Below are 19129 nucleotides of genomic sequence, written 5' to 3' on the forward strand. Positions count from 1 at the left end.
AAAAAAGCTGTCCGGGAGATTCATGGAAAACAATTGGTCCAGTTTTTCGGTGAAGGCTTTCTGGCCTCCCATCATTGAGATTAATCCGGAAGGATCTTGAGGAACAAAAAAGCTGTAATTCCAACTGTTTCCTTCAATGAAACCCTGACCGTGCGTGCTCAATACATCAAAGTCCTTTTTAAAAGTTCCGTCTGCTGATTTCGGACGCATAAAGCCAATACTGTTGTCGAAATTATTTTTCCAATTATTGGAACGTTTTAGAAATTGCTCATAAAGATCCTGTCGGCCTACTTTTTTAGCCAGTTGAGCGATAGCCCAATCGTCGTAGGCATATTCCAAGGTGTTAGAAACGGAAATGCCGCTTTTTTCTGCCGGAATGTAACCCCTATCGATATAGGCACCGATTCCTTCATAGTCACGCTTGTTAGCCGTGGCAACACAGGCATCCAAAGCTTTTAGCGGATCTCCGGTATATACGTTTTTAAGAATCGCATCGGCTACTACAGAAACACTGTGATACCCGCTCATGCACCAATTGTCGTTGGCATAGTGACTCCATATGGGCAGCATTTTCTGCGGACTCTGCTCGTAATGTCGTACCATGGACTGTACCATGTCATTGTTTCTTTTTGTCTGTAAAATAGTAAATAGCGGATGCAATGCCCGGTACGTGTCCCAAAGAGAGAAAGTGGTATAATTGGTAAAACCGTCTGCCTGATGGATTTCCTGATCCAGGCCTTTGTATTTTCCGTCCACGTCCATATAGGTTGTTGGTGCCAGAAAGGAATGGTACATCGCAGTGTAAAAGTTCTCTTTGAGGCTTTGGTTACCTTCGACTTCGACTTTGCCTAATTCGGCTTCCCATAAATTTTGGGTTTGTTTCTTTACGGCATCGAAATCCCAATGCGGTGTTTCGGCAATAAGATTTTGCAAGGCGCCACTCATGCTGACGGATGAAAGCGCCATTTTAATTTTGATCTTTTCCTGCTCATCGGTTTTGAAATCGAAATGCATGCGAATTTGTTTTCCGGAGATTTCGGGAAAGTTTTTGTTCTGGTTGAATTTTCCCCAAAATCCTCGGTACACCGGCTTGTCTTCAAAATTCCTACTGCCATAAGTTAAAAAAGGTTTTGAGAACGTGATGGCGAAATACTGTACCCGGTTTTTTGCCCAACCATTGGTTTGTCTGTAGCCGGTAATTAACGTATCGTTGACTACACGAACATACGTCCAGACATTCTTTTCCGGATAATTGTAAATTCCGCTCATCAGGTCTAATATGATGTGTGCTTCCTCCGATTTTGGGAAAGTGTACTGATGAAAACCTACACGGTTAGTAGCGGTAAGCTCCGCCAAAATGTTATGATCGTCTAATTTTACTTTGTAATAGCCGGCTTGGGCAGTTTCGTTGGTATGTGAAAAAGAGGAACGAAACCCTGATAAAGGTTTATCGGCGGTTCCGGGATTTAATTGCAATTTTCCAACAGTCGGCATTACTAAAAAATCCCCTAAATCGGAATGTCCCGTACCGCTAAAATGGGTGTGACTGAAGCCGACGATGGTTTTGTCGTCATATTGATAACCGGCGCAGTATTTGTACACCTCGGGGTTGTATTTTCCGTTTACGGAATACGGAATGGTGTCTGTATCCGGGCTTAATTGCACCATGCCAAAAGGGGCTGAAGCTCCGGGGTAGACATGTCCCATTCGTTGTGTGCCAATTATCGGTTTTACATATTTTACATATTTGTTTTGGCTGTAAATAGGTAATGTGAATACTATGAATAATAATGGAAAAATGATTCTTTTCATTTTAATTGTCTTTTTGTGTTGATAATGAAAACGGAAATGATTTCTGGGCAGTTCCTCTTTTTAAATTCGGAGCACTGCTCATTTTTAAATGGAATGTTCCGCCATTAAGTATCATAGTGTGACTGATCCAATTGTAATCGTACGCTTTCCCATTAAGATCAGCTTGTTCGATGTATTTGTTTGTCTTGCTGTTATTTGGTGCTTTTATGATAAAATCCTTGCCATTGTCTAAATGTAACGTTACCTTTTTGAAAAGAGGTGTTCCCAACACATATTGATCTGTAGCAGGGCAAACAGGGTAAAACCCTAACGCTGAAAATACATACCAAGCGGAGGTTTGACCATTGTCTTCATCGCCACAGTATCCATCCGGAGTGGGTTTGTAAAGTTTGTTCATGGTTTCTCTGATCCAGTATTGCGTTTTCCAAGGCTGACCGGCATAATTATACAAATAGATCATATGTTGAATAGGCTGGTTTCCATGTGCATATTGACCCATGTTGGCTATCTGCATCTCCCTTATCTCATGGATGGTTTCGCCGTAATAAGAATTGTCAAAAACAGGGGGCATGGTAAATACGCTGTCTATTTTTTTTGCAAATTCATCATAGCCACCCATCAGTTTTGCCAATCCGTCAATATCGTGAAATACACTCCACGTGTAATGCCAGCTGTTGCCTTCCGTGAATTCGTCTCCCCATTTGAAAGGATTGAAAGGCGAATGGAAAGAACCGTCTTTGTTTTTTCCACGCATCAATTTGGTTTGCGGATCAAAAAGATGTTTGTAATTTAAACTTCTGTTTTTGTACAGATCGATTTCTGCCTGTGGTTTATGTAAAGCCTTAGCGAGTTGGTAGATTGTGAAATCGTCGTAGGCATATTCTAACGTTCGGGCTGCACTTTCATTAATATTTACATTATAAGGAACATAGCCTAATTTGTTGTAATACTCAACGCCTTTTCTTCCCGTGGCTTGCGGGCCTTCATTGTTGGCTCCGTGTAATAAAGCTTCGTATAATTTTTCAATGTCATAACCTCTTAACCCTTTAATATAAGCATCAGACACTACCGATGCTGAATTATTTCCAATCATTATATCACTGTAGGATGGACTGCTCCATTCAGGCAACCAACCACCTTCTTTATAATCGTTTAGTAACCCTTCCTGCATTTCTTTGTTGATGGAAGGATACATCAGATTCAAAAATGGGTATAAAGCCCTGAAAGTGTCCCAAAACCCGGTTCCGCCAAATCGATAACCCGGTAAAACCGTACCTGTGTGCGGACTGTAATGTACTATTTGCCCAGAAGCATCTTTCTCATATAATTTCATCGGGAAAAATAAAGTGCGGTATAATGTCGAATAAAAAGTGCGCAAGTGGTCGATGTTGTCGCTTTCCACTTCTATCTTGCTTAACGTTTTGTTCCAGGTTTCTTTGGCTTTTTGTTTTACAGTGTCAAAGTTGTCCGAACCAATTTCCCGTAAATTAATTTCGGCCTGTTCAAAACTTATAAAGGATGAAGCAACTTTAGCGTGTACTTTTTCATTAGCTGAAAGCGACTTAAATTTAATAATTGCTCCAACATGACTTCCTGATAATTCTAAAATATCCATTTTTGTTTTATCGCTCCAAATGTTGGATTGTTCAAAAGGCTTGTCAAAAACAATAACAAAGTAGTTTTTGAAGTTATTGAGCTTCCCTCTGGTGTAACGTGAGCTGTATCCTATGATTTTATTTTCTGAAGGGATTATTTTGATGTAAGAACCTCTGTCAAAAGCATCAATAACCATATAACCTTCATTGGTTTTGGGGAAGGTGAAGCGAAAAGAAGCCGCTCTTTCGGTTGGTGCTAATTCGGTGGTGACGTCATAATCGGCCAAGTAAACACTGTAGTAGTAAGGCTTGACAATTTCTGTTTTGTGACTGAACCAGCTAGCCCTTTCATCTTCTCCGAAAACAGGTTTTCCAACTACCGGCATTAACGAAAATTGTCCGTAATCATTCATCCATGGTGAAGGCTGGTGTGTTTGCTTAAATCCTCTGATTTTTTGGGCGCTGTAGGTGTATTGCCAGCCATCGCCATTTTTGCCTGTTTGTGGTGTCCAGGCATTCATGCCCCAAGGTAATGCAATGGAAGGGTAGGTGTTTCCGTTGCTTAACTCATAACTGCTGTCTGTTCCCATCAGCGGATTAATCCATTCCACAGGATCCGTCACCTTAATGGTGTTCTGAGACGAAGCAAAATTCAGTGATAGTAAAAACAGTAACGGTGCTGTTTTTTTAAAAATACTGTAAGTCATAGGGTTAAACAGGTTGGTTTACTTACAAATATAAGTTTTTAAAAAAGTGAATCCTATTGTTGATTTGAATAAAAAAATCCCGAAATATTACTTTCGGGATTTTTCATTATTATCGGTTAAAAGGTCTCTCGTTGATCCAATGAAAACCTCTATTGATTAATAATAAATCTTCTTTTGATTTCTTTTTCAAGTATATTTTCACCGAATCTTTGGTGTGAAGAAGAAGTGTGTTCTTCATTTCGGTGTAAGTAAATTGTTCTTCTTTATGCTTGGTTTTGTCCCACGGTTTCAGGCTGATAATTTTTTTAGTTTTATCAATGCTGGAGTTATACGAAATTTTATTTTCATCCGAAAAGCGAATAGTTGCCATATCGTACTTATCGAAAATAAAAGTTTTATACGTTTTTGTACTTTCTTTTGAAGGAATCACCTCATATATCCCGTAAATCGACGGGACTTTGTTGTCTGAACCGGCCATTTCATAATATTGAAAACCAAAAAGCAGCGAAATCCCAATAACAAATACAACCTTTAAAGAAATGGTGACGATGGAGAAGGTTTTTGCTTTTTTTGTGTTTGTGGAAATGGGGTGAAACTGTTTGGGTTCGGTAGTTTTATTCAGGATAAAGAAATCGTAAATGCGTTTACCATCTGTCGAAAGAAGAATCAAACAGGCAATAAGCATGTGTGCCGAAAATAGTTTAACGGGAATATCATAGCAGAAATTCATCATTACAACATTGGCTAAAACTCCGGTGAGAATAATGGTCCCAAGCGTAATGGTTTTTCTGTTTAAAAGGAGTAATCCTCCCAATACTTCAGCAAAACCGGTAAAGGCTGTGTAGTAAGGGGAATATTGCATAAAGGTCCAGGCTAAGCCCATTGGGGATGACTCACCATAGGATTCCGAAAGCCGATGCAAAGTCAATGGCGGAAATTGCATCGGTAAAATTTTGCTTAGCCCGTAGACCAGCATGTAGAAGGCAAGATAAACTCTCAATAGAACAATAAAATAATGCTTTACAGTGTTTCCGATTTCTTTCTTTTTGATGAAATAGGCAATTGGAAAGGCTAAAAGGATACTTGTACAAAGCATGCAAAAAGTTTCCAGATAACTGAAGGTATTGTCTCCGCTTCCGTAACCATCTTTCGTAAAAGTATAATCGATGTTAAAGATTGTGTCCCCTACAAAGTTCACCAGTGGCTCGAAAGCATATGAAAATAGGAATTCAAAAATCTGAAAGAAGAAGTAGCAAATTAAGAAACTGAAGAAGTAGTCTTTTATTTTCATATTTTTTTTATACTAGAACTCTAAGATAAGAAAAAAAATATAAAAAAATCCCGAAGCCTAAACCTCGGGATTTGATTTTTGATTGATGATTGTATGTATTCTTAAACGCCTAATTTTTTAGCGATAGCAGTCGGAACCGCTTTTTTGTGTAACATGATCGCAGTCGCTTTGTATTTTGCGAACTCTTTGCTCATGTATAAATAACCTTTGTAATCGTTCGTTGTACCCCAAGAGTTTTTAACGATGTAGTATTCTTTACCGTTTTGGTCTTTTGTGATTCCAACGATGTGCATACCGTGGTCGTCAGTAGTGGTGTAGTTGTCGAATGCTTTCTGACGCATTTCTTCTGTAACCACTGCTTCTTTTTTAGGACCGTTAAACATATCCGCTTTTTCTTCAGCCGTCATGTCTTCTGGTTTTTTCTCCGGTACGAAAGCAACTCCATTTTTCCAAGAGAAACTTTTCTCGCTGACATCACCAGCCCAAGCCACCGAATAACCGTTTTTCAAAGCGTTATCGATGATGTCTGTCAGTTCGTTCATTTTTACATTGTACACTTGATCAAATGACCAGTTGTCCGGTACCATCAAAGTGAATTTTGTGTAGTATGGATGTTCCATTAAAGAAGAAATTTCCACATAATCGTCAGCATTAATTCCTACCACTTCTTTAGCAAAAGTTTCCGGTGTATACGTTTTTCCGTTGTATTGGAAAGATTTTGGAGCCTGACCTAAATAAGAATCAATTACTGCAGTATATGCTTTTTCCCAGTTTGGAGTTAATTCCCCATTTGGATTAGTAACGACAGCTTTTAATAAACCTTCGATTAAAGCAGCCATTTCTCCGAATTTATTTTTATCAGTACCGTAGTTCAAACCTGTGTAAACCGATTGCGGAACAGCACCATATTTTTTGTACATGTTGATTACGTCATGGAAAGCACCTCCATCACCTAAAGAAACAGCACCATGCATACGAACGTAGTTTCTTCCTTTTTCAACGTAAGCATTTCTGGCAGAGTAAATTTGAGATAACTCAACTGGTTTTTTACCCATACGAATCATTTCTGATTCTAAAAAAGAGTTGGCGGAATAACTCCAACAAGTTCCGGAAGAGCCTTGGGATTTAACCGAAGTATTCTCGATGTTAACTACATCAGTAAATTTGAATGACTCTTTACTTTTTTCACTTGCATTTATTTTTAGTGAATTCACTAAATTATCTTGTGCAAAAGCCGACGACATGCTCACAATCAATGAAGATGCAACAAGAAAAGGTTTGATAGGAATTGATAGCATAGTTTTGTTTTTTTGTTTCGCTATAGGTTGGTAAAATTAAAAATTGTTACAATGCAAAATTTATTTTAACAACAATTTAGGTTTTAATTATGATATGAAAAATCCCCTCCTAACTTGCGCCGGGAAGGGATTTGTGTTTTTTCTTATAAAGTCTCTTTCAGCCATTTGAAGAATTCACGTTGCCAGACCAAACCATTTTGTGGTTTCAGAACCCAGTGGTTTTCTTCCGGGAAGAGAAGGAAACGGCTTTTGATGCCTTTTAATTGGGCTGCCTGGAATGCTTCCTGTCCTTGCCCGATAGGAACGCGGTAGTCTTTTCCTCCCTGAATAATTAAAATTGGCGTGTTCCAGTTGTTTACCATGTTGATTGGGTTAAACTGTGAATAAGCTTTTTGTGCATCTGCATTGTCTTTTTCCCAATAAGCCCCTCCATGATCGAAGTTGTTAAAGAATACTTCTTCGGTAGTGCCATACATACTTTGGAGGTTGAAAACGCCACAATGTGAGATGAACGTTTTGAAACGGTTCTTGTGGATTCCCGCCAGGTAGAAAACAGAGTAGCCTCCGTAACTAGCTCCCACAGCGCCTAAACGTGTTTTGTCAACGTAGGATTCTTTGGCAACATCATCAATGGCCGAAAGATAATCGTCCATAACTTGTCCGCCCCAGTCTTTACTGATGTCTTCGTTCCATTTTACTCCGTGCCCCGGCATTCCGCGACGGTTTGGAGCTACTACAATATACCCTTGTGCGGCCATCGTCTGGAAATTCCAACGGAACGAATAATATTGCGTCAACGCACTTTGAGGTCCGCCCTGACAATACAATAAGGTTGGGTATTTTTTGGTTTTATCGAAGTTTGGAGGAAGGATTACCCAAACCACCATTTTTTTACCGTCGGTAGTGGTAACGATTCTTTTTTCGGTTTTGCTTAAAGCCAATTTGCTGTAAACGTCCGTATTCACATTGGTGATTTGCTGCCATGTTTTTTTCTTGAATTCATACGAATAGATTTCCGAAGCATGGTTCATGTCATTTCGTGCCAAAATTACCTTTCCTTCAGAGAAGCCTATAATTTCGGTTACGTCGAAATCACCGGTTGTAATTTGTTTTACGGTAACGGCAATTTTCGTTAACCCAGGGAAATTCACTTCGAATAATTGTTTCGTCCCGGCAACAGCAGCGATGAAAAAAACTTTTTTACCGTCTTCACTCCATTTAAAACTTTCTACAGTTCCGTCCCACCCGGCAGTAAGATTGATGTCTGTCCCTTTGAAACGAACAATTAAATCGTTTTTGTCAGCTTCATAACCATCGCGTTTCATCTGAAGCCAGGTAAGGTTTCCTGTAGGTGAGAACAATGGATGTGTGTCGTATCCCAAATTGCCTTCCGTCAGATTTTTTGTGCTTTTGGTTTCGATATTGTATTCGTATAAATCGGTATTGGTGCTGATAGCATAAGCCGTTCCCGATTTCTTTTTGCATACGTAGATTATGCTTTTACCGTCTGGAGCCCAGATGTAATCTTCGTCACCTCCATGTGGTTTTTGTGGCGTATCGAAAGCTTCATCTTTCATGATATCTGTCGAAACAGTATTGTCGTTGTTCCCGGCAAAGAAAACGTGGTTGTATGTTCCGTCGTTCCAAGTGTCCCAGTGGCGGTAATTCAGTCCGTCGTATACTTGAGCATCGGCTTTTTTAAGTTCCGGATACAAGTCTTTGCCCAATACTTTGTCGACTTTTACTTCTTTGTGTGAAAGCGTGTATTTCCCGTCGGAAGAAAGATTTTTGTTTTTAACCAGATCTTTGGTGTCTTGTACTTCGGTGGCAATTCCTCCATTAATCGGAATGGTGTAAAATTTCGAATTCGATTTGTTCTCTTCCACTGAAGGTGTGGCTACTTTGTAAACAATATTTTTTCCGTCTTTGGAAAGCCCGATTGGTGTTAAGCGGCCTAATTTCCATAGTAGTTCAGGTGTCATCACATCCTGAGCTGAAGCAGATAATCCCATCATTCCAAGCGTTAAAATAAGGAGTTTTTTCATTGTTGTTATTGTTTTGAAAAGAAAGGCTAAAAATAATGATTTTTCAGGTTTAATTGTCGATTTGCCTTTAATTAACAAAAAACCCCGCTGTAGCGGGGCTTTTCTTTTTTTAATTTCTGGGGAAATTACTTCTTAACGAAACGTTTAGTTGTTACACTATCATTATCTGAAATTTCTAAAATATAGTTTCCTGATCCGATAGTGGAAATATTGATGGAGCCGTTGTTGAATTTACCGTTTGCCACGGTTTGTCCCATTAAATTGTAAACTCTGAAAGTTGCATTTTCCGAAACGTCTGTTGCATTCAGTACATCTGTAGCCGGGTTAGGGTACAATTTAACCGAAGAAAGCGTATTTGTGACTTCTTCTGGTTTTGCAGTAGATGTAATGTTAACAGTGTAATCCTCAACTTGTCCGTATGAGAAAGCTTCACAAGAAGTCGGAACTCCGTTGTATTTCATTGAAACTCTCATTCTTGTTGCTCCTAATGTTGCAGTAGCAGGAATGGTAAATGTTCCGCTTACGGGTGTTGTAGTGGAAGCTGTTTTGCTCCATACCAATTCACCTGCATCTGTGAAAACACCGTTTTGGTTGTAGTCAATCCAAACCGCATAACCTTCTGAATAAACCGAAGATGTCCATGTTGGAGTGATGGTAATCGTGTTTGATGTACCGCGAACTGCGTTAGTAGATAAAGAAGTGAAGTTCTCATATCCGGAGGTACCTGTAGAGGTATTGTTTATTGTTCCTAAAACCACTTTACCAATTCGTTCATCGGCAGTACTGTTTCCTTGTGATGTACAGTAAGTAACTGAAGAGGATAATGTTGTAACATTTACCGTATTACTCGCGGCAGAAATATTTCCGGCGGCATCTTTTGCTTTAACAGAGAAAGTATAGGCAGTTGCAGCTGTTAATCCGGTTACATTATAAGAGGTTGTAGTTACGGTACCAAGTAATGTTGTCCCTCTGTACACATCGTATCCGGTTACTCCTACGTTATCGGTAGATGCTGTCCATGATAAGTTTGTTGTCGTTTGTGTAGTTCCTGAAGCTGTTAAATTTGTTGGTGCAGAAGGTGCTGTTGTGTCAGCTGTCCCGGTTACTAAATTAACAGTGTAATCCTCAACTTGTCCATAATCAAAAGCACCACAAGCGGATGGGATAGCATTATATCTCATAGAAACACGCATTCTTGTTGTTGTAGCAGAAGCTGTAGCCAAAACCGTGAACGTACCTGAAACCGGAGTTGCCGTAGAAGCCGCATTGCTCCACACCAATTCGCCTGCATCGTCGAAATCTTTATCGTTGTTGTAGTCAATCCAAACCGCATAGCCTTCCGGATAAGTGGATGAGGTCCATGTTGGAGTAACCGTAATTGTTGTAGCTGCTCCTTTGGTCAGGTTTGTGGAAATCGATGTGAAATCTGTATAACCAGTACCTCCGGTAGAAGCATTGTTGATAGTTCCGATTTGTACTCTTCCGATGGATTCGTCGGAAATGCTGTTTCCTTGTGAAGTACAGTAGGTTGCAGTTGCAGCCAAAGTCGTTACATTGACAGTATTACTAGCGGCAGAAACATTTCCTGCAGCATCTTTAGCCTTAATAGAGAAACTGTATGCCGTTGAAGGTGTTAGTCCTGTTACGTTGTATGTTGTGGTGGCTACAGTTCCTAATAATGTTGCTCCCCTATAAACGTCATATCCTGTTACGCCTACATTGTCTGTAGAGGCAGTCCATGATAAGTTTGTAGTTGTAGCAGTAGTCCCTGAAGCCGTTAAACTTGTCGGAGCAGTCGGAGCCGTTGTGTCTGAACTCCCTGCTGTAATGGTAAAGTTAGTATTCGATACATCAAAGAAAATGTGGTTTGAACCTTTAACCATGATTCTGTTCTGAGTTCCAGCCGTATTGGGAACGGTAATCGCCTGCGTACCATCATTTGGTGTTCCGGCCAATAACGTTGACCAGGTTGTCCCTCCGTTGGTTGAGATTAAAATATCAACATTAGCACAGTTTACTCCGTTTGCCGTAGTTCCTGCCACATTCCATGTAACCGTTTGTGATGAACCTCCAGCCCATGAAACTGCTGTGTTTGGAGCCGTTATATTAAACGGACCTGCAGTCGCGTTCACAGTAACAATCATGTCGTCGCTATTGTTAGCTGGTCCGCCGGCTCTGTTGTCTCGTACTGTCAATCTGAAATTCAGTGTACGTGCCACTGAAGACAAGGTTTCCACTGTCAGTTCAGTTCCTGCTGTTGTAGTTGCACCAGTCAGTACTGATGTCATTTTAGGGAAATAACGTACCGGTGTTGTGGATGAATTGTAAGATCTGAAATTTGGACCTGTGGTTTTCGTTGCGCTTGGTGCTGCAGAAGAAGTCCCGTTGTCCATTTCTTCCCAGTTATAGGTAAGTACATCGCCGTTTGCATCGGTTCCTGAACCTGTTAACATAAACGGTGTGCTTTTAGGGATGGTATAATCCAAACCTGCATTTGCCGTTGGAACGGAATTTCCGGTAGCGGTATTGGTTTGACAGGTTTTTGCTTTGATATTGTTGGTAACCTGTTGGATACTCACGGCGTGGAAATAAGGGTCAGAATGCGGTTGTACGTCCAGAGAGGTGATACCTGCATAGCCCATAATGGTTGATCCGGAACCCGGTTCCATTTGCGCTCCCGTACCTTCATTGCTGTGAGTGAAAGTGTGGTTAGCACCAAACTGGTGTCCCATTTCATGTGCTACATAATCAATATCGAAGTTGTCTCCGGAAGGAATTCCGTCGCCGGGAGAAGTGAATCCGCTTCCTTTTCCAAGTGGAACGGAAGTAGTTGGGTTAGTACAAACACATCCGATACATCCCGCGTTACCGCCGCCACCGGAGGCTCCAAATAAGTGACCGATATCGTAGTTGGCATTTCCGATGTTGTTTGTCAATGCGGTTTGTAACTCCTGATTCCATGCTCCTCCTGAACCAGTAGATGCTGCTGAATAAGGATCAGTTGAAGCGCTGGTGTAGATTACCACATCCGTATTGGCAATTAAATTCATGTGAACCCCGAAATCTTTTTCAAAAACACCGTTTACGCGTGTCATAGTGTTGTTGATTGCAGCTAAAGCTAATGCCTTTGTGCCACCAAAATAAGCGGTATATTCACCGGTTACTGACATCGCCAAACGGAAAGTGCGTAATGTTCCGTCATCTGCATTTGGTCTTAATGTTTCGCCGGAGTTTTCAACTGTTGCTGTAGCATTGTCAATCACTTTACATTCAAAATGAGAAAGGGATCTGATTTTATCTGCTTTTTTGAAAACACTGTACGTTTTCAGATCCTGGGAATAAGGCTCGATGAAAACGGCAGATTGATCCGCATTGATTTGCATGGTTTGTAAGCCAAGCGGAGAAATGCTGAAGTGGATGGTCGATGTAGGATTGTCGATTCCCTGTCCGACATAGGATTTTATTTCCGGGTAACGTTCCGCCAAACCGGGTTCCATATTGGAAGCTTCAAGGATGCGGAAACGCTCCATTTGTCCTTCGGCATTGGGAAAGAATACAATTACAGTTGAATTTCCTCCCTGAATTCCTCTTTGCGGAGAATTAAGTAAGGCAGTTTTTAATCCGTCGATGTCAAGATCAAACAGATTTTTAGTAGGCAGGGTAGCTCCTCTTTGCGTTGTAACAATGTTACTTTTTTTTGAAGAAGCTTTCCAGAACGATCTTCCGTTTTGGGCGAAAGAAAGACTCGTAAATGCCAGTAGGGCAATTGAAAGTAATCTGTACTTCATAATTTTTTTGGGTGTTAATTGATATTTGGTTTCAATTTTTCACCGTAAATATATTTAACATTTTTATCAATTATGCAAATTATTATAACATTAATTACAAAATACTACCAAAATAAAACTAAATTCATAAAAAATTAACAATGGTTTGTTAATGTAAAATAATGTGAAAAGATTTTTTTGTTGAGAAATATTTATTTTCAATGATTTTTAAGATGTGAAAATTGCATATTTCGTAATTCTTTGTTTTTTAAAGATTTATAAGGCTTCCCGGTTTTTATTAAATAAAGAAAAGGCTGTTTCAAAAAATATAACTAATTTCACGCACTAAAATAGATTTCAAAAGTGAAAAGCAATAACAAACTCTTTATAGCGATCATTGTCGCATTGATTCTTGGTGTCATCCTGGGAGGTATTGTTCATTATCAGTTTGTTGAATCCAAGGAGGTTTTCTCAAAAAATATAAAACTGTTCGGAACCATATTTATCAGAATGGTCCAGATGATTATTGCGCCATTGGTATTTACAACCCTGGTTGTGGGTATTGCTAAAATGGGCGATATGAAAATGGTGGGAAGAGTCGGGGCTAAAGCGATGGGATGGTTCATTTCCGCGTCGTTGGTTTCTCTTTTGCTGGGAATGGTGCTGGTAAACACACTGGCTCCCGGAAAAGGAACGAATATCAAGATGGATGATGCGTCTTCGGCCTCGGAACTGTTAGAGAAAACCCAGTCGTTTTCATTGGAAGAGTTTGTTAAACACGTCGTACCTAAAAGTGTGTTCGAATCGTTTTCCACTAACGAAATTTTACAGATCGTAATATTCTCCATTTTTTTCGGTATCGCATTGTCTTCTTTTTCTAAAAAGGAAGCAAAACCTATCTTGAAACTTTTTGATCGTGTTTCACATGTTATTCTGAAAATGGTAACCTATATCATGTGGTTGGCTCCATTTGGTGTTTTTGGAGCGGTTGCTGCGGCTGTGGCTAATTACGGATTTGAAATTTTCAGTCTGTATGCCAATTATCTTTTAGCTTTTGCTGTTGGAATTATCTTGCTTTGGATACTCCTTCTTTTTGTAGGTTATCTGATTTTAGGTAACAGATTATGGGATTTGTTAAGACGAATCAAGAGTCCGCTGTTAATCGCATTTTCCACAACCAGCAGCGAGGCCGTTTTTCCAAAAATGGTGGAAGAGTTGGAGCGTTTCGGATGCCAGCCAAGAATTGTATCGTTTACCCTGCCTCTGGGATATTCATTTAATCTGGATGGGAGTATGATGTATATGACTTTCGCCAGTATTTTCATAGCGCAGGTGTACGGAATCGATATGCCGTTGGACAAACAGCTGACAATGTTGTTAGTGTTGATGCTTACAAGTAAAGGAGTAGCCGGAGTACCCCGTGCCTCATTGATTGTGGTAGTTGCCACTTGCGCGATGTTCGGAATCCCACCGGAAGGAATTGCGCTTATTCTGCCGATTGACCACTTCTGTGACATGGCAAGAAGTATGACCAATGTGTTAGGAAATGCTTTGGCCACAAGCGCCGTTGACAAATGGGAGACTAAATCATAAATTAATTATTAAAGAAATATCCAAATGAAAGAAGATTTTCACTGGACACAGTTATTAAATCCTGAATTTTACATAAACCTTGAAATTGCCGGTCACCACATCGGAATTTATGTGGTATTGTTTATCGTTTTCGCCGAAACCGGTTTATTCGCAGGTTTCTTTTTACCGGGCGACAGTTTGTTGTTCCTTAGCGGAATTTACAGTGAAACGCTAATGCAGGAATTGATCCATATTGAAAACGAATTCACTAATGTAGCTGTTTTGGCTACTTTGGTTGGGATTGCTGGAATTATTGGAAACGTATTCGGTTATTGGTTTGGTGCCAAAAGCGGTCACTTCCTATATTCAAAGCAGGATAATTTCTGGTTTAAAAAGAAATACCTTATTCAGTCTCGTTTGTTTTTCGAGAAACACGGAGGAAGAGCCATCATATTTGCCCGATTCCTTCCAATCATAAGAACATTTGCGCCAATAGTGGCCGGAATTGTTCAGATGCCAAAGCAAAAATTCATGTTTTATAACATAATTAGTTCGTTCCTGTGGTCGTTTGTCCTGATATTCGCCGGACATTACCTTTACACGTATCTGTTGGAGCGCAACATCATCGACCTTAAGAAAAATATCGAATTAATTGTTATCGGGATCATTGTTGTTTCCACAGCACCTTTGGTAATCAATTCGATTAAAAATAAAATGAAAGCCAGAAAGTAAAAGATCATGGACGTTAGCTATTGGGAACTGAAAAATTGGTTTACCAACGTTGATTATACGATTGTTGGTAGCGGAATTGTGGGTCTGCATGCTGCGTTACGTCTTCGCGAACGTTTTCCTGAAAGTAAAATACTGGTTCTTGAAAGGGGAATTCTACCCGAAGGTGCCAGTACCAAAAACGCCGGTTTCGCCTGTTTTGGGAGTTTGTCTGAAATTATAGCGGATTTGCGAAACTACAGAGAAGAAGAAGTTATTCAGCTGATACAGAAACGCTGGAACGGACTCAATCTGCTGCGCAAACGTCTGGGCGACGCCATAATCGATTTCAAACCTTATGGAGGTTATGAAGTTTTTTTGAAAGACGACGAAACTACTTATGCCGAATGTCTTCAGAAATTGCCTTTCATTAACGAGATGCTCAAACCGCTTTTCAGAACCGATGTTTTCGCCAAAGAAGTCGACCGATTTGATTTTCAGGGGATACACGAGTATTTGATTTTCAACCCATTTGAAGGACAGATCGATACCGGAAACATGATGCAGGCGCTGATGAGAGAGGCTGTTGCCAATAATATCCTGATTTTAAACCGACAAAACGTAACGGAATTTCACGATTCGGGTAACGGAGTTCAGATAAATACCAACGACTTTACTTTCACTTCGAAAAAGTTGTTGTTTGCTACCAACGGTTTCGCAGATAAGCTTACTCATGGAGCAGTTCAACCTGCCCGCGCACAGGTACTGATAACGGAACCGATTCCGAATCTGGATATCAAAGGTACTTTTCACATTGACGGAGGGTATTATTATTTCCGAAATATAGAAGACAGAATCTTACTGGGTGGCGGAAGAAACCTTGATTTTGAAGGAGAAGCCACCTCCGAATTCGGCTTGACCGAAAAAATCCAAAATCGTCTGGAACAATTGCTCTCCGAGGTGATTTTGCCGGAAACAGAATATAAAATAGCGCATCGCTGGAGCGGTATCATGGGCTTGGGATCTCATAAAAAACCGATAGTTGAACCGCTGTCCCAAAATGTCTATTGTGGTGTCCGCCTGGGAGGAATGGGCGTGGCTATAGGTAGTTTGGTCGGACAGGAATTAGCAGATTTAGTATAAATGGCAGCAAAAAAACCAGTAAAAAAACAACCGGCTAAAGTAAAGCCCAAAACCCAAAAACGCAGTTTGAGAAGAAGGGTAGCTATATTTTTCCTTAAGCTTTGTTTATGGCTTTTTGGTTTGTCCATCGTTTCAGTTGTTATCTTCAAATTTGTGCCAGTTCCATTTACTCCTTTAATGATAACCCGCGCTTTGGAACAAAGAGAAGCCGGAAAGGAAATGACCTGCAGTCACGATTGGGTACCGTTGGAAGATATTTCCATGAACCTGCAAAAAGCCGTTATAGCCAGTGAAGACGGTAATTTCTTGAGACATAATGGTTTCGATTTTAAAGCTTTGGCCAATGCCTACGAAAGTAATCAGAAAGGAAAAAAACTAAAAGGAGGGAGTACCATATCGCAACAAACGGCCAAAAATGTTTTCTTATGGCAGGGAAGAAGCTACCTTCGTAAAGGACTGGAAGCGTATTTCACAGTTTTAATCGAATTGATTTGGGGTAAAGAGCGTATTATGGAAGTCTATCTGAATAGTATCGAAATGGGAGACGGCGTATACGGCGCTCAGGCGGCTAGCGAACATTGGTATAACAAAGATGCCAAAGATTTAACCAAGTATGAAGCGGCCGGAGTTGCAGCCATCCTTCCGAATCCAAGGAAGTTTAAGGCTTCCAATTCTTCGTCCTATACCAGCAGAAGGAAAGATAAAATTGTTCGCGTAATGCGACATATCGGCAAGATTGATTATGATTCCAAAAAGTAGGTTCCGAATTCACTAGATAGATATAATAAAAAAGTGTTTCCATAAGGAAGCACTTTTTTGTTTTTCAGTAACATTTTTCAGGGTACAGCGTCTAATTACCATTAATCAAGAAACATAAAAAAATGACATCACACGAAATAGATTACCATATTTATGGTGAAGAAATGCAATACGTTGAAATCGAATTGGATCCGCAGGAAGTGGTTATTGCCGAGGCCGGTAGTTTTATGATGATGGACAACGGGATCAAAATGGAGACGATTTTTGGCGACGGGTCAGGACAACAGCAAGGTTTTTTAGGCAAATTGATGACAGCCGGGAAAAGGGTTTTAACGGGCGAAAGTTTATTCATGACGGCTTATATGAATCAGGATAACGGAAAACGTAAAGTCTCGTTTGCTTCACCTTATCCGGGAAAGATTGTTCCAATCGATTTAACGGAATACCAAGGAAAATTCATCTGCCAGAAAGATTCGTTCTTATGTGCCGCCAAAGGAGTTTCGGTGGGAATTGAATTTTCTCAAAAGTTAGGACGCGGCTTATTTGGCGGGGAAGGTTTCATCATGCAAAAGATAGAAGGTGACGGTATGGCGTTCGTTCATACAGGCGGAACTTTGGCGCGTAAGGAACTGCAACCGGGCGAAGTACTGAAAGTAGATACAGGTTGTATTGTTGGATTTACTAAAGATGTCGATTACGATATCGAATTCATCGGCGGAATCAAAAATTCGATTTTCGGAGGGGAAGGACTTTTCTATGCGACACTTCGCGGACCCGGAATCGTTTACATCCAATCGTTACCTTTCAGCAGATTGGCTGACCGAATCATCGCAGCGGCTCCAAAAACGGGTGGAAGCGGCAGAGAGGAAGGCAGTTTGCTTGGCGGTTTAGGCAGAATGCTCGATGGAGACAATGGATTCTAATAACTTAAAACAACAAAAAAAGCGTTCAGGAATTGAACGCTTTTTTTGTTTACATTGATTTCAGAAAATTAGTTTTCAAATTCGGAGTCTGTATTTTTTCCAATGAATGATGTTAATACAGTCGTGTCCTGAAGGAGTTTCAGTTTACTCAAATGAAAAATCCGTGTAAATCAGTCTAATCCGTTTTACAATTTAGTGTTAGGCAAAGTCATAATTCCCATGTTGAAAAGTGTAAATGCCTGAACGTCCACATTTTCCTGAATCGTAGCAGCTACTGATTTTCCGGCTCCGTGTCCCGCATTGATATCGATACGGATTAAGGTCGGATTGTTTCCGGTTTGCTTGTCCTGTAATTCGGCTGCAAATTTGAAACTGTGTGCCGGAACTACACGGTCATCATGATCACCGGTGGTGACCATAGTCGCGGGATATTGGATTCCTTTCTTAACGTTGTGAACCGGAGAATATTTCTTGATGTACTCAAACATTGCTGCAGATTCTTCCGAAGTTCCGTAATCGTAGGCCCAACCTGCACCTGCTGTAAACGTATGATAACGAAGCATGTCCAAAACGCCTACAGCCGGTAAAGCTACTTTCATTAAGTCGGGACGTTGCGTCATTGTGGCGCCAACCAACAAACCACCGTTGGAACCTCCTCGTATTGCCAAATAATCCGGAGTGGTGTATTTTTCTTTGATCAGGTATTCCGCAGCAGCAATGAAATCGTCAAATACGTTTTGTTTCTGCATTTTTGTACCCGCATCATGCCATTTTTTGCCGTATTCACCACCACCTCGTAAGTTTGGAACCGCAAATATTCCTCCGTTTTCCATCCAAATCGCATTGGCAATACTGAAAGTCGGCGTCAAACTCACGTTAAATCCTCCGTAACCATACAACATGGTTGGATTTTTACCGTTGAGTTTCAATCCTTTTTTGTGGGTAATAATCATTGGGATTTTGGTTCCGTCTTTAGATGTATAGAAAACCTGTTTGGAAACATAATCCTCTCCGTTAAAATCCACTTTCGGTTTTTGATACACGGATGAGCTTCCTGCTTTTGGTTCAAACGAATAGGTAGTTCCAGGCGTGATATAATTGGTGAAGGAATAATACAGGACGTTCTCCTCTTTTTTTCCGCCGAAACCAGTTGCAGTTCCAAGACCCGGTAAAGTGATTTCACGAACCAGTTTTCCGTTGTAGTCGTATTGTTTTACCACTGAAACGGCATCTTTCATATAATTGGCGAAGAAATAATTGCTTCCTGTTGATGGAGACAATACGTTTTCCGTTTCTGCAATAAAATCTTTCCAGTTTTCCGGTTTTGGATTTGAAAAATCAGCAGTAACGATTTTTTTGTTCGGCGCTTTCATATCGGTTACGATGAACAGTTTACTGCCTTCGTTTTCAATGATGTAACTCGACGTGTTGAAGTTGTCCAAAATGGTGATAATCGGACTGTTTTCCTTGGTCAGATCCTTAATATACAACTCGTTTCCGTAAGTCGAA

General features: G+C 40.4%; 12 protein-coding genes. 5 read left to right on the plus strand and 7 right to left on the minus strand.

The window, feature by feature from the left end; translation table 11 throughout:
- The 6 genes from VLB74_RS01925 to VLB74_RS01950 form a co-directional block, all read right to left on the minus strand.
- Nucleotides 1–1812: GH92 family glycosyl hydrolase (locus VLB74_RS01925; RefSeq protein WP_325201788.1), on the minus strand; the 1812-nt coding region annotated here is incomplete at its 3' end.
- Nucleotide 1813: 1 nt separating this feature from the next.
- Nucleotides 1814–4114, minus strand: a complete 2301-nt coding sequence (locus tag VLB74_RS01930; protein WP_325201789.1) for a GH92 family glycosyl hydrolase — start codon at nucleotides 4112–4114, stop codon at nucleotides 1814–1816.
- 109 nt (nucleotides 4115–4223) lie between these two features.
- Nucleotides 4224–5405 (minus strand): hypothetical protein, encoded by a 1182-nt coding sequence (locus VLB74_RS01935; RefSeq protein WP_325201790.1) that lies wholly within the window; start codon nucleotides 5403–5405, stop codon nucleotides 4224–4226.
- A gap of 101 nt (nucleotides 5406–5506) precedes the next feature.
- The gene (locus VLB74_RS01940) at nucleotides 5507–6649 is read right to left on the minus strand and encodes a C1 family peptidase (protein ID WP_325201799.1); all 1143 of its coding nucleotides are present in this window, start codon (nucleotides 6647–6649) and stop codon (nucleotides 5507–5509) included.
- A gap of 197 nt (nucleotides 6650–6846) precedes the next feature.
- Nucleotides 6847–8748, minus strand: coding sequence for a S9 family peptidase (locus VLB74_RS01945; RefSeq protein WP_325201791.1), 1902 nt, complete (start codon nucleotides 8746–8748; stop codon nucleotides 6847–6849).
- A gap of 125 nt (nucleotides 8749–8873) precedes the next feature.
- Nucleotides 8874–12536: a reprolysin-like metallopeptidase gene (locus VLB74_RS01950; protein ID WP_325201792.1), complete on the minus strand. Its 3663-nt coding sequence runs from the start codon at nucleotides 12534–12536 to the stop codon at nucleotides 8874–8876.
- A gap of 342 nt (nucleotides 12537–12878) precedes the next feature.
- Here VLB74_RS01950 and VLB74_RS01955 point away from each other — a divergent pair, with 342 nt between their 5' ends.
- The 5 genes from VLB74_RS01955 to VLB74_RS01975 all read left to right on the plus strand — a co-directional run bounded on the left by VLB74_RS01955 (nucleotide 12879) and on the right by VLB74_RS01975 (nucleotide 17620).
- Nucleotides 12879–14108, plus strand: coding sequence for a dicarboxylate/amino acid:cation symporter (locus VLB74_RS01955; RefSeq protein WP_325201793.1), 1230 nt, complete (start codon nucleotides 12879–12881; stop codon nucleotides 14106–14108).
- A 24-nt stretch (nucleotides 14109–14132) separates the two neighbouring features.
- Nucleotides 14133–14819 (plus strand): DedA family protein, encoded by a 687-nt coding sequence (locus VLB74_RS01960; protein WP_325201794.1) that lies wholly within the window; start codon nucleotides 14133–14135, stop codon nucleotides 14817–14819.
- Between the two features lie 6 nt (nucleotides 14820–14825).
- Nucleotides 14826–15938 (plus strand): NAD(P)/FAD-dependent oxidoreductase, encoded by a 1113-nt coding sequence (locus VLB74_RS01965; protein ID WP_325201795.1) that lies wholly within the window; start codon nucleotides 14826–14828, stop codon nucleotides 15936–15938.
- The gene (mtgA, locus tag VLB74_RS01970) at nucleotides 15939–16697 is read left to right on the plus strand and encodes a monofunctional biosynthetic peptidoglycan transglycosylase (protein ID WP_325201796.1); all 759 of its coding nucleotides are present in this window, start codon (nucleotides 15939–15941) and stop codon (nucleotides 16695–16697) included.
- A 122-nt stretch (nucleotides 16698–16819) separates the two neighbouring features.
- Nucleotides 16820–17620 carry a TIGR00266 family protein gene (locus tag VLB74_RS01975; RefSeq protein ID WP_325201797.1) on the plus strand — a complete coding sequence of 267 codons (801 nt, stop codon included), beginning with the start codon at nucleotides 16820–16822 and terminating at the stop codon, nucleotides 17618–17620.
- A gap of 185 nt (nucleotides 17621–17805) precedes the next feature.
- Here VLB74_RS01975 and VLB74_RS01980 read toward each other — a convergent pair.
- Nucleotides 17806–19129 (minus strand): prolyl oligopeptidase family serine peptidase (locus VLB74_RS01980; protein ID WP_325201798.1); only part of this gene is annotated, 1324 nt, incomplete at its 5' end.

It is taken from the genome of Flavobacterium sp., from assembly GCF_035456225.1.
Taxonomy (GTDB): Bacteria; Bacteroidota; Bacteroidia; order Flavobacteriales; family Flavobacteriaceae; genus Flavobacterium.

Excerpts from the sequence above, each read along its gene's own strand:
- VLB74_RS01975 (WP_325201797.1), top strand. The coding sequence starts at position 16,820 with ATGACATCACACGAAATAGATTACCATATTTATGGTGAAGAAATGCAA.
- VLB74_RS01935 (WP_325201790.1), bottom strand. The coding sequence starts at position 5,405 with ATGAAAATAAAAGACTACTTCTTCAGTTTCTTAATTTGCTACTTCTTC.
- VLB74_RS01960 (WP_325201794.1), top strand. The coding sequence starts at position 14,133 with ATGAAAGAAGATTTTCACTGGACACAGTTATTAAATCCTGAATTTTAC.
- mtgA (WP_325201796.1), top strand. The coding sequence starts at position 15,939 with ATGGCAGCAAAAAAACCAGTAAAAAAACAACCGGCTAAAGTAAAGCCC.
- VLB74_RS01965 (WP_325201795.1), top strand. The coding sequence starts at position 14,826 with ATGGACGTTAGCTATTGGGAACTGAAAAATTGGTTTACCAACGTTGAT.
- VLB74_RS01945 (WP_325201791.1), bottom strand. The coding sequence starts at position 8,748 with ATGAAAAAACTCCTTATTTTAACGCTTGGAATGATGGGATTATCTGCT.
- VLB74_RS01940 (WP_325201799.1), bottom strand. The coding sequence starts at position 6,649 with ATGTCGTCGGCTTTTGCACAAGATAATTTAGTGAATTCACTAAAAATA.
- VLB74_RS01930 (WP_325201789.1), bottom strand. The coding sequence starts at position 4,114 with ATGACTTACAGTATTTTTAAAAAAACAGCACCGTTACTGTTTTTACTA.
- VLB74_RS01950 (WP_325201792.1), bottom strand. The coding sequence starts at position 12,536 with ATGAAGTACAGATTACTTTCAATTGCCCTACTGGCATTTACGAGTCTT.